We start from the raw sequence: 12,916 nt of genomic DNA on the forward strand, positions 1-12,916 counted from the left end.
ATGATAATTTATATAAAATATAAATTGGAGTTTATATATGAAAGGTTAATATGAAAAAAGTTATTAAATATTTAGTTATTGAAAAAATAGATAATAAAAATGAATATTATTTAAGAATGACTTCAGAAATGCAAGATGATATTGGTACAGTTTCTTATTTACAATTTAAAAATACAGATAAAAAACACTTAAAAGAAGATGATATCTTTTTAGCTTTAGAAGCTTCAAAAGCTATTTTAAATTTAAAAATGCCACTTGATGCAACTGTAGTTAAGTGAAATCAAAAAGCTTTAGATAATCCTAAATTAATTAGTTCTCATGATGATAATGAAAACTGAATTATGGTTTTAAGTGATATTGATGAAAATAAATTTATGAGTTTAGAAGATTTTTAAAATGAATGCAAATCTTAATATAGATCAACTTGATAATTTAATTAATCAAAATGATAGTTTAATAATTGCTATTGGGTCTGAAATTTATCAAACTGATAAACAAATTGAATTTGAAAATAATTTTAGTGATTTTATAAAAGAATTTAATTTTATAGATTTTAAGCAAGCTAGTGTTTATCCATTTTCAGATATTAAAAACTATTGAGCATTTTTTTCAAGATATATTAAGTTAAATTATTTTGATCAAAAACTAGATAATAGTTTTATTGATTTAAAAAACTATTTAGAAAATAAAAATTATTTTATTATTACAACTAATCGTGATAATAGTTTAGAGTTAGCTGGATTTGATTTAAATAAGATTTTTTATTTAGATAGTAAATTAAATTTATTAGAATGTTCTAAAAAATGTAGTGATGAACTTTATATTAATGATGATGCTATTTTAAATATGGCAAATAATCAAAAAAAATTAAAAGTTGATTTAGATCAAATTCCACGTTGTAAAAAATGTAATAGTTTTTTAAAAGTTCATCAACGTTATTGATGTCAAGTGTTTATTAAAGATGATGAATTTTTACAAACTCAAAATAATTACGAACAATTTATTAATCAAAATAAAAATAAAAAACTTTTGTTTTGAGAAATTGGAGTTAATTTTAATAACCAATTAACTGTTAAAAAACCTTTTTGACAAATGGTTGAAAAATTTGATAAGGCAACTTATTTAACTATGAATAAAAAGATTTATCGTATTCCTTTAGAAATTAGATCTAAAACAATTACATATACAAATGATCTTAATTTAGTAATTAAAAATTTAGAAGAGGTAAAAAATGGTACTAATAGAACCAATTAGAAATGGTAAATATATAAAAGATGGTGCTTATTGATTAGCTATTCAAATTTGAGCAGCTAGTAATTTAAAAATAGATGATACTATTGTTTTTCCAAGTATTGCAGATCCTCATATTCAAATGGGATATTTTCAAAATCCAGAAGTTGAAGTTAACTTTAAATATTTAAAAGAAAAGAACTTAGAAATAGTTAGAAGAGCTACTGGTGGAGGAACAATTTATATTGATTCAAACTCAGTTAATATTTGTTATTTAATTCCATATAAAAAAGGTACTGAAATATTAGGAAATTATGCTAAGTTTTATGAACCAACTATTAAAATTTTAAAAGAATTAGGGGCTAAAAATATTACTCAATCAGGTAAAAATGATTTAACTATTGATGGTAAAAAAGTTTCTGGTGCTGCTATGATGTTATTAGATGATGTTATTTATGGTGGAAATTCATTACTTTATAATGTTGATTATGATGCAATGAGTCAAGTATTAAATCCAAACCGTAAAAAAATTGAAGCTAAAGGTGTTAAGTCAGTTTCTCAAAGAGTTGCAGCTTTAAGTCAATATTTAGATGAACCTTATAGAAATTTAGATATATTTGAATTTAAAGACTTAATGATTAAAAAAATCTTTAATGTTGATGATTTAAAAGATGTTAATCGTTATATAATGACTGATAAAGATTGACAAGAAGTTGATGAATTGATTAAAACTAGATATAAAAACTGAGAATGGACTTATGGTTTAAGTCCTAGATATGAATATAACCGTGATGCTAGATTAGCAATTGGTACTATTAACTTTTCATTAGCTATTGAAAATCAAAGAATTGAAAAAATTAAAATTAGTGGTGATTTTTTTGCTAAAAAAGATTTATTAGAACTAGAAAAAGCATTAATAGGAACTAAAATGACTTATGAAGATTTAGTTAAAGCATTTAGTGATGCAGATCTTCAAAGTTATTTCTTTACAGAAGTTAAACCAGAAGAAGTAGCAAAAATCATTTTAGATGAAGAATAATGAATAAATATGAAAAATTATTTGAACCCTTTTATTTAAATGGATTCAAACTAGAAAATCGCTTTGTACTTTCACCAATGACTTTAAGTTTAGCTACTTTAGATGGAAAAATTACAGACAAAGAAGCTGATTATGTTAAAAGAAGATCACATTCAGCTCCACTTCAAATAACTGGAGGAGTTTATTTTGATGAATTTGGACAGTTATTTGAATATGGAATTAGTGCTAAAAGTGATGATGATATTCCTTCTTTAACTAGGTTGTATCAAGAAATGAAAACCGATTCTAATTGTGTTATTTTACAATTAGCTCATGCTGGGAAGTTTTCAAAAACTTCATTAAAAAAATATGGTTATTTATATGGACCATCTTATGAAAAAAACCACACACCAATTGAGCATGAAGTTTTAGAACTACCAAAAGAAAAAATTAAACAAATTATTCAAGATTATAAAGATGCTACTTTAAGAGTAATTAAAGCAGGATTTAATGGTATTGAAATTTCAATGGCTCAACGTTTATTAATACAAACTTTTTTTAGTCAAATAATAAATAAACGTACTGATGAATATTCAGCTACTAATTTTGAAAATAGATCTCGTTTTTGTTTAGAAGTAGTTAAAGCTATAAGAGAAGTAATTGATAAGTATGCTCCAAAAAACTTTATTTTTGGATTTAGAGCAACTCCTGAAGAAACTTATGGAGATATTTTGGGATATACAATTGAAGATTTTACTCAACTTGTAGATAAAATTGTTGAAATTGGAAAGATTTCATATTTAGCAATTGCAAGTTGAGGTCATGATATTTATTTAAATAAAGTTAGATCAAATACTAAATATAAAGGACAATTAGTTAATAAAGTAATTTATGATATTTATAAAAATAAATTACCTATAATTTCATCTGGGGGAATTAATACACCAGATAAGTGTTTAGAAGCTTTAAAATATTCTGATCTAGTTGGTTTAAGTTCAGTTTTTGTAGCTGATCCTGAATTTGTTTTAAAAATTAAAAATGATCAAATAGATCAAATCAATTTATATGTTAAACATAATCAATTAAAAGATTTAAAAATTCCTGAATCATCATTTCAAGATGTGGTAAACATGTTTAGTTTTTGTGAAACCATTCCACAAGAAACAATAAAAACGTTTGAAAAAAATGTAAAAAAATAAAAATAATTAAAAATCTCTAAAATACCTACACTTATTAATTTGTAGGGTAATTAGAGATTTTTTTATTTATTCCTTAAAAGAGATATAAGAATCATTATGATTTTTATTAAACATAATATTCTTCAAAATTAAAAAGTTAGTTTTTTGACATAAATGAAATCATTATATTTACTAACTATCTAATATTAAACACCAATAACAATTAAATTTTTATAAATGTTTTAATGATTTAATTATTAGAAAAGAATAATGAAATTATTATTTTTTAACAATTTGTTCAAATTGTTTAATTAATTCTTCAGCTTGTGTTGTTGTATTTCCTTTAATTTCTGTTTGTTTGATTAGAGCATTAGAAATTAAGCTTGTCATTTGAGATGTACTATCATCAGTGACAACAGCTTTTGCAATAACTTCTCCTTTTTCTAGTTTTACAAGTGATTTTAAAGAAAGTAACGATGATCTCAACATATTTAAAGTGAAGTATTGTGGTTCTTTTGAAATATCTTCTTTTTTACTTAGTTCATTTTCTAATGATGTAACTAAATCTTGAAGTTTTTTAATAGTTTCTTCAGTAACAACTTTTTTTAAAGGCATTATGTAACCAGAGGTTTTTGCTAATGTTAATCAATTTTCTTCTTCAATACCATTTATTTTATTTGAACTTGTGTAAATTCATTTTAAGAATTTTTTAGTTCCTAAATTTATTTTTTCATTATCCACATTAATAGGAATAATACTAGAACCACCTTCATGGAAAATTCCTGGAGTTATATTTGAACCATTTGATGACATATTAGCACTAATAGTACCATTGTTATTATTACTTTTATTAATCAATGGGGTTATTTGTGAGTCCATAAATACATCTGCTTCTTTTGCATTGTTAGTATCAAAATTTGGATCTTTTAAAACATCATCTTTAAAATAAGGATGTTTTCTTGTAAAATCAGTTATTTTATTTTGATGAGCTCCAACTGAAGCTGCTAAACTAAAAGCACTCTGGAATCTAAAAATATTTCATGAACCTCATTCTTTGTCAGCATTTGCCATAAATTTCATTGATTGAAATACTTTTTTGTCTAGTAAATTATTCTTATTACTATCTATTCTTTTTATAGAATTTTTTCATTCTTCTCATAATTTTTTAAATTCTTCTTTAACACTATTATCATTAATTAAGTTATATTTAACCTTTGGTATTGTTTTTTCTTTACCTTTTTCTAACTCAAAAACTGATTTATCAATTTTAGAGTGTAATTCTTTATAAAATTCACCTTCTTGATAATCTATTGAAAAAACTTCACCTGAAAGAGTATCACTATCAATTTTTTTTTGGTCAATTTCTACACCCTCTGTGAATTTAGCAGCAAGTTCTCTTAGAGATTTAATAGATTTAAATGTTTCAGCATTAACCTTAAGATCTTTAAAAGAACCCTCATTATCATTTGACATATTCATTCCATTTTTATTTTTAGGTTTTTTTACTTTTAAAGCATTTCAAATACTTTTTTTAGGTATTGCATTTCCCTTATTATTTTTATATGATTCTTCAGCCTTTTTATATATTTCAAAGCTTTTTTCAACAGTTCCACCACCCTCTTCAATTAAATCAAACATTTTTTTCATTAATTTTAAATTATAGTGAACTGAATCAGTATCAGCATTATCAAATGGAATATTATATAGCTTGTTTGTATCAGTTTGTCCAGCTAAAACAGAGTGTAAGTCAGCAATTTTACTACTAAACAAATCTTTATTAATTCCTTGATCTGAAACATCTAATAATCTTTGATCTTGATTAATAATATAAGCTCCAGATTGAGCACCTAAAATAATATTTGGTAAAGCTTTTATATTACCAGTTTCCATATCTTCTTTAACTTTTTTAATTAGATTAAATTCTGTATAAATACTATGTGTTTCAACATCAGGATCTTTATTTTTATTATCTGCAAAACTGAATTTAACAGGAACAAAATCTTTATCATTTTTAAAATTATTATTATAGTATTGAACCAATGGTTTTAAAGATCTAGCTAAAGGTCAACCTGAACCTTGAGCTAATGAAAATAAAACTCTATCTGATTTAAATGAACATGCAATTGCAACAAACGGTGTTGTCATAGTTAATGCCATAGCTGACAATCCAAGTAATTTTTTTCTCATCTCTTCTTTTCCTATATTTTTATATTTTTTCTTTTTTCACTTATATTTTATATTAAGAACTTTTAAAACTTCTAAAAAAAAATGAAAAAATTCATTTTAAAAAAAGATTGATAGTTAATTAAATCTACCAATCTTTTTAGAAAAACTTATATAAATAACTAGTGGTACTAATATAGATATCATAGCTCCAGCTGCTTGAATGTTTATTAAACTTGCTTCATGTTCTCTACCTAAAGTTTGATATCAAATAGTTATATTTGTAAATCCATTTGAAAGAATGAATTGTGGTCATAAATAATCATTTCAAACTGATATAAATGAAAAGATAATTAATAAAAAATATCCTAATTTCATTTTAGGTAAATAAACATAAAACAATTTGTCATATCATTTTAAATTATCATTTATCATTACTTTAGATTTTTCTGATTCTATGCTTTTTGCTAAATTAAAAATATATGTAAAGTTAAAAAATGAAAAAATAGCATTTGTAACATAAGCAATTGGAGTTGTGTACAGATGAATTTGTAATAAAACAAACTTTAAACTTAAAAATATAGAAAACTCAGGAATCAAACTAATTATTATAAAAAAGTATAAAAACACTTTTTGATATACTGGTTTCATTTTTAATAAACCAATAATTGCTAAAGAATATATAACTATTCTTAAACTAATTAAAATAGTTGCAAATAATAATGTTCAACCAAAAGCAATTAAAAAATTACTTTGAAAAGCTTTTATAAAATTAGATCAATTTCATTCTTTAATAAATAAATAAGTTTTATTTTCAATAATAGAAGAATTTGAAAGTAAAGCTTGTAATAGTAAATAATACAAAGGAAACAATAAAAATAAACATAATAATAAGATTAATAAATATTTAATAACTTCTTTAATTACTATTTTTGTCATCATATTTACCTCTATATTTTAAAATAGTTTTTTTAACTAGTTTATAAATGTTTTTAATTGTTTTTGGTCTTAATAATAAAATTAAACACAATAATAAAATCAAATAAGAAAAACTAAAAAAAGCTGCTGAATAACCTTTTTCAAATCTTAATACTCCATTTGCTCCTCATCCAAGATATTTAATTGTATAACTTGTTAAAGTATGAGCATAATTTAAATCAACATTAAAATTATCTTCTAATAATGCAGATGGTAATAATAAACTAGCAAAAATAAAGTTAGTAAATAAGATTGAAAATAATACTTTAGATAGTTCATTTAAATAAACATATTTAAAAGATTGAATTAATGTTAATTTATCATTTAACATTAACTTTTTATATTTATAATCACTTCTTGATAAAGCTGCTGCAAATAAAATTAAATTAAATGGTAACGATCTTCATATTTGATAAATTGCATAATAAATTCAAATTGGTAAACGTTTATTTCCACTAGTAAAACTATATTGATTTAATCTTAATATATAAAAAAATAAGTTTTTAGATCCAAAAAAATTAGTAAAAGCAATTGCGATTGCAAATCCTGATATAAAAAATTGAGAATAAATAACTGATAGTAAAATACTTTTTGTAGATTTACTAATTAAAGAATTGATAATAAAACTAAAAATTAAAGCTAGAATTATTGAAATTCCAGTACCAAATAATAAAACAAACGTTGAATTTAAAATAGCATGTGTAAAGTTAGGATCAGATAAAATGTTATTATAGTTTTTAAAGTTATATTCATAAATCGTTCTATTTGCTTCATTTGGTGTAAATCTTAAAGATTTTATAAATGTATGAAAAATAGGAATAATAGTAAATAATAAAATTAAAAGTAATAAAGGTAACATTAATAAAATTATTTTTAAAACAGGTAGTGAGTTTTTTAATTTTAGTTTTAAATTAAAACTATCTTTTTGTTTAAATTTTAATAAGAACTTATTCATAAATACGATTTCCATTCTTATTAAAAACTAATACATCAGATTGATTATATTTAAGATCAATTAAATCATTAACTTGTAGTGAATTATCATTTAAAACTAAAGTTCATTTAATATCTTTATTAAAGTTAATTAAATAATGTACTTTATCTCCAAAACTTTTTTTATCAATAATTTGATATTTACCATTTAAATTAGCTTTAACTTTAATTTTATTATGTCTTATATAATAACTTTTATTATTTTGTGTTTTAATAAAATTAATTTCAGGACTTCCTATAAATTTTGCAACAAACAAGTTGTTTGGATCATTATACATTTGTTCTCCAGAACTAAATTGTTGGATTTTACCTTTATCTAGTAAAATAATTTGATCACTAATTTTTAAAGCATCTTGTTGGTCATGAGTAACTATTATCATACTTAAATTAAATTCTTTTTTAATTTTAATTAATCAATCAATAGTTGATTCTTTAATTTTGGCATCAAGTGCTGAAAATGGTTCATCTAATAAAACTAAATTAGTTTTTTTAATAATTCCTTTAGCAAAAGCCACTCTTTGTTTTTGACCACCAGATAACTGGTTAACATTTTTATATAATAATTGATCAATACCTAATTTTTTAGAAATTAATTCTATTTCATTTTTAAATAATTTTTTTAATTTAATTTCTTTTAAAAACTTAAATTTATGTTTTACTTGTTTTTCAAATAAACATAAAAATACAAGTTTTAAAAAAGCTTGTTTTTTTGTTTTAGTTTTTGAATTTAAATCATTTATAAGATTTTTATAAACTTCAAATTGATCTATTAATTTTTTTGAAAATAACTCTTTATTATTTAAAAATTTTTCAAAATAATTCAAATATGTTTGTTCAACTCATTTTGAATAATTTTTAGCACTTAAAAAAACATTATTAAAAACAGTTGTATTTTCATACACTGAGTTTTCTTGCATAATATAAGCAACTTCGTGAATTTTAGGATTATTTAAAATGTGAATACTTCCTTTATCTGGTTTAATATATCCTAATAAAAGGTTTAATAAAGTTGTTTTTCCACTCCCAGAAGGTCCTAGTAAAGAAATAATTTGGTTTTTTTGTATTTGTAAATGATCTATTAATAAATCATAATTTAATTGTTTTTTATGATATTTAAACCTTAAGTCATTAATTTCAATTAAAACATTATCATTATTTGGTTTTGGTTTTTTCATAAGATTTTAATTTGATTCTTTCATTTATATTAATTAGTTAATAAGAACTAATTTCAATTTTATTTTGTTAAATATTATTAAATTATATTTAGTAAGTCTATATAATATCTATAATTTTTTAAAACAGTCAGAATTTTAAAACACTCCTTTCTTTTAAAATTTGCTTTTTTAAAAATTTTAACAAAAATAAGAATGAATTATTAGTTAGTTTTAATATTATTATTTTTTACTAGATTTAATATTGTAATATAAAAGTGTATAGACTAGTTATTGTTCTATATAAACTACTAATTAGTTATTAAATTAGTTTAATTATTAATTTAATAACTAATTATTTAAGATTAAATAAAAATAAAAATTGATAGAATGGATTAATATGGACAAGGTTACTAAATTTTTTGGAAGTATTCCTGAATTTTTTAAACGTAATTATGTTCTTTTGATTTTAGCTTTAGCCGATGTTGCTATTATGGCTATTCCATTTTATATGGATAATTTTATTCCTAACATGAACGCTAACTTTAGATTAGCTCAATCAGATTATTCACAAGCTGGAGCAATTTATGGTTATGTTTCACTTCCATGTTATATACTTGGAGCTTGATTAGGAGATAAATTTAGAGCCAAATCAATGGTTGTATTAGGTATTGTTATTACTGGAGTTTTAGGAGTTTGGTATGTTATTTTACCATTTATTCCTCTATTAGCTGGTAATACAGACCATGTTTTACAAGGTGCTTTTAGAAATTTAATGGTTGTTCAATTATGTATAATTTTTGCAGGATTTGCTTTTGCAACTTGTGCATTATTTTGAGCACCATTATGAAAACTTGTAAAAAACGTTAACACTGAACATTTACCAAAAGAGTTACAAGAAAAACAAGTTGGAAAAAACAACGGTATTCAAGGAATGCTAAATGGGTTAATTGGTTTAGCAATTGCTTTATTTGGTACATTACTTTTAGAATTGCAAAACCATCAAATTTTAGGTAAAGTTGGTGGAGAAAACGGAGTTTCAGTAGGATTTTTAATTTTAATTTCTTTATATGCTGGATTTATTATTCTTTCAGCACTATTAGCCTTATTTTTAATTAAAGAACCTAAATTACAAGAACCACCAAGCTTTTCAGTTAAAGCACTAGTAAGTGTTATTAAAGATAAAACTGTAATTTTATTAGCTATTTTAGTTTTAGGAGTTTACATGTTACAAATGGGGCTATCTTCATATGTAAACTATTTAAAAAACGTGTTCTGAGTTCCTGGATTAGCTGTTATGTTAATTGGATTAATGAGAACATATGCTATGAGATTTATGATTGCAGGATGATTTGGTAAATATGCTGATAAGAAAAATTTTTATATTCCACTAATTTGTATAGGTTTATTACTTGGTATGTTATTAGTTGGAGTTGGAGTAATTTTACCTGGATTTGGATTAGATAATATTACAAATGATACAGATCCAAATCTAAAAAAAGCTTCAACTATTATATTACAAGTTGCAGCTGGATTAAATTTAGTTGTAATGGGAGCTGTTACTTGAGCTGTTGTTACAATTAGATGATCTCCAATTGGAACTGATTTAAGAATTGCAAATGAAAAATATGCAGCAGCAGTTAATGTTGTTAGTGTTATTGCCTTTACACCAGATGCATTCTTTAAACAAATTAGATCAGCAATTGAAGCAAAACACCAAATGACTATTATTATTAATGGAAGAGAAAGTATTGTTGCTGATAGACTTGGTAACCAATTAATTTTATTAGTAGTTTTAGGATTTGGTTTACTTGGATTAGTTTCTGGAATTATTCTTCATTTTGTTTTACAATCAAGAAGTAAATGAGAAGCTTTAGAATCAAGACTACAAGTTATTGAAAGCAAAATTAAGAACTAATAAAAAGTCATAAGTTAAATCTTATGACTTTTTATTTACACTAATTATTTAATTTATCTAAAATATGTTCAACTAAAGTAGTTTTTCTAATTCTTGCATTTTTTTTACTTGCTTTTATAAACAAGTCAAAATCACCAATTACTACTAGTTGTTTTTTTGCTCTAGTCATAGCTGTATATAAAAGTTTTTTATTTAAAAAACTACTAAATAAAGTATCTTGTAAAACTAAAATTACTTGATCATATTCACTACCTTGAGTTTTATGTACACTACAACAATAACTTAAATTAATTTCATCAAATTGTTCACTTGTAAATTCAAACAAGTTGTTATTAAAGTTAATAATAGCTGAATTAAATTTATTATTATTTTTATTAATTTGACAAATATATCCAATATCACCATTTGATAAATTTAATTCACTATCATTTTTTAAATACATAACTTTATCATTAACAGCATATCTAAATCTTAATCTATCATAAACATTACTAGTATCTAAAATATTTTGATTAAAGTTATATTGAATAAAATTATTTAAATTTTCAATTCCTAAAATATCAGCATAAACTGGAGAAATCACTTGAATACTTTTAGTTTGATTAATAGTTTTACTATAAACTGTTTTTAAATACTCTAAACAAGCTTGTTTATCTTTATTAAAGAAAAACTCTACATTATCTAAGTTTTGTAATTTGTTTAGATCTAAATTATCATTTTTTATCATATAAGCTAGATCAATAATTCCATTATTAAAACTTTGACGATGAATGTTTATTAAATTAGTAGTACAAATAATTTTGGAATTAATAATATCATAAAAAACATTTCCATACCCAACACTTGCTAACTGATCAACATCACCAATCAAAACAATTTTTTGAGCATTATTTATTGAAGATAAAAATTGAGAAAATAAGCGAGCATCGATCATTGAACACTCATCAAGTATTAATAGATCATAATCTAGTGGGTGATATTTATTAATACTAAATTTATTGTCTTTTTCATAACCTAAAAGTTTATGAATAGTTATTGCATGACTTTCTGTAAAGTTTTCTCTAATTTTTGCAGCTGCTCTTCCAGTTGGTGTACAAATTGCATAATTACTAGAATGATAAACTTTTTTAAACAATTCAACTATTGCTTTAATAATTGTTGTTTTACCAGTTCCAGGCCCTCCAGTTATAATACTGATTTTATGTTTAATAAAGTTTTTTAAAGCTAAAACTTGATCTTTGTCATATTTAAAATCTTTAATTTGTGTATTTAGTTGAATTTGATTAATATAACTAGTTAATAAATCATCATCAGTATCATTAGTCTTTAAATGATTATTAACTAAAACTTCACTAATTACTAATTCATCATTAAATGATTCATAAGTATAAATCTTTTCATTTTTTAAAACTAATAATTCATTTTTAATAGCATAATCTAAACCATTATTTAATAAGTCTAAATCATTAATTTTTATTAAATCAGAAACTTTTTTAAATAAGTAGTTTTTATAAGTATAACTATCTCCTAAATTAAATAAAATCTCATTACAAGCATATAAATGTCAATAACTAATTCTAGTTAAATTATTAATATCATTATTATTAAAATGTAAAAACATCTTATCAATATCTTGCATTAAACCAAGTTCATGTTTAAAACTAAATTCAAACCAATTATTAGTTAGAATTTGTTTTATTTCATTTTCATCATCAGTAAACTTTTTTAGTTTATCTAGTATTTTTAAGTTTAAATTATGATTAATAAATTCAATTCTTAAATAATTTTGTTCATTAATTTGTTTGATTTTATTATAAATTAATTCTAATTTGTCTTTACTAATATCTTTGATTTGAAAAAACTGTTCTTTATTATTTAAAATTTCTTGTATAAAGTTTTTTGAATAAAGTTTAGCTATTTTACTAGCTGTTAAATTACCAATTCCTGGAAAAACATCAGATTTTAAAAAGTTAATAATTTGTTGTTCTGTATTAATACTTGCTAAAGTAAAACTACTTACTTCAAAACTTGTTCCATATTTAATATGACTTGTTTGTTTTCCTATTAATTCATATAAAATTTTTGGTTTTAAATCACTAATTTCACCTTTAATTTTTATAGTTTTATTAGGATTATTTTCACTTGTAAAAATAGCTAAAGCTCAATAATCTGATTTGTATAAAAACTTAGATAAATAACCTCTGATTTTTATTTGTTCTTCCATAATATGTTCCAATCTTAAAATCTATTTTAATAATATCAAAACATTACTAAATTAAAATTTAAT

Annotated in this window: 10 protein-coding genes; 5 read left to right on the plus strand and 5 right to left on the minus strand. The window is 22.3% G+C overall.

The window, feature by feature from the left end; translation table 4 throughout:
* Positions 1 to 50 precede the first annotated feature (50 nt).
* The 4 genes from V2P32_RS02530 to V2P32_RS02545 are packed head-to-tail and all read left to right on the plus strand — an operon-like array spanning position 51 to position 3,447.
* Positions 51 to 395: a glycine cleavage system protein H gene (locus V2P32_RS02530; RefSeq protein ID WP_434343967.1), complete on the plus strand. Its 345-nt coding sequence runs from the start codon at positions 51 to 53 to the stop codon at positions 393 to 395.
* 1 nt (position 396) lies between these two features.
* Positions 397 to 1,254, plus strand: coding sequence for a deacetylase SIR2 (locus V2P32_RS02535; RefSeq protein WP_434343969.1), 858 nt, complete (start codon positions 397 to 399; stop codon positions 1,252 to 1,254).
* Positions 1,232 to 2,269, plus strand: a complete 1,038-nt coding sequence (locus V2P32_RS02540; RefSeq protein WP_434343970.1) for a lipoate--protein ligase — start codon at positions 1,232 to 1,234, stop codon at positions 2,267 to 2,269. Before V2P32_RS02535 ends, V2P32_RS02540 begins: the two co-directional genes overlap by 23 nt.
* A complete protein-coding gene (locus tag V2P32_RS02545; RefSeq protein ID WP_434343971.1) occupies positions 2,269 to 3,447 on the plus strand; it encodes an NADH-dependent flavin oxidoreductase in 1,179 nt (392 codons plus the stop codon). The genes V2P32_RS02540 and V2P32_RS02545 overlap by 1 nt, the downstream gene beginning before the upstream one ends.
* 258 nt (positions 3,448 to 3,705) lie before the next feature.
* Here V2P32_RS02545 and V2P32_RS02550 read toward each other — a convergent pair whose 3' ends face one another.
* The 4 genes from V2P32_RS02550 to V2P32_RS02565 form a co-directional block, all read right to left on the minus strand.
* On the minus strand, positions 3,706 to 5,613 hold the full coding sequence (locus V2P32_RS02550; RefSeq protein ID WP_434343973.1) for a P68 family surface lipoprotein: 1,908 nt from the start codon (positions 5,611 to 5,613) through the stop codon (positions 3,706 to 3,708).
* A gap of 114 nt (positions 5,614 to 5,727) precedes the next feature.
* Complete coding sequence (locus tag V2P32_RS02555) at positions 5,728 to 6,531, minus strand: ABC transporter permease subunit (protein ID WP_369024605.1); 804 nt, start codon at positions 6,529 to 6,531, stop codon at positions 5,728 to 5,730.
* Positions 6,509 to 7,522, minus strand: coding sequence for a sugar ABC transporter permease (locus V2P32_RS02560; RefSeq protein WP_434343976.1), 1,014 nt, complete (start codon positions 7,520 to 7,522; stop codon positions 6,509 to 6,511). The genes V2P32_RS02555 and V2P32_RS02560 overlap by 23 nt, the downstream gene beginning before the upstream one ends.
* A complete protein-coding gene (locus V2P32_RS02565; protein WP_434343977.1) occupies positions 7,515 to 8,735 on the minus strand; it encodes an ATP-binding cassette domain-containing protein in 1,221 nt (406 codons plus the stop codon). Before V2P32_RS02565 ends, V2P32_RS02560 begins: the two co-directional genes overlap by 8 nt.
* 376 nt (positions 8,736 to 9,111) lie before the next feature.
* Between V2P32_RS02565 and V2P32_RS02570 the strand changes: the two genes are divergently transcribed.
* Positions 9,112 to 10,629, plus strand: a complete 1,518-nt coding sequence (locus V2P32_RS02570; protein WP_434343979.1) for a hypothetical protein — start codon at positions 9,112 to 9,114, stop codon at positions 10,627 to 10,629.
* Positions 10,630 to 10,669: 40 nt separating this feature from the next.
* On the opposite strand, the gene recD2 is transcribed toward V2P32_RS02570, so the two are convergent.
* Entirely contained in the window at positions 10,670 to 12,853 is a 2,184-nt protein-coding gene (gene recD2, locus V2P32_RS02575) for an SF1B family DNA helicase RecD2 (protein WP_434343980.1), read from the minus strand.
* Between the last annotated feature and the right edge of the window lie 63 nt (positions 12,854 to 12,916).

The sequence above is a fragment of the Mycoplasma sp. 06067-C1-B144P-99-0482-3 genome, assembly GCF_051053925.1.
GTDB classification, from domain to species: Bacteria; Bacillota_I; Bacilli_A; order Mycoplasmatales; family Mycoplasmataceae; genus Mycoplasma; species Mycoplasma leachii.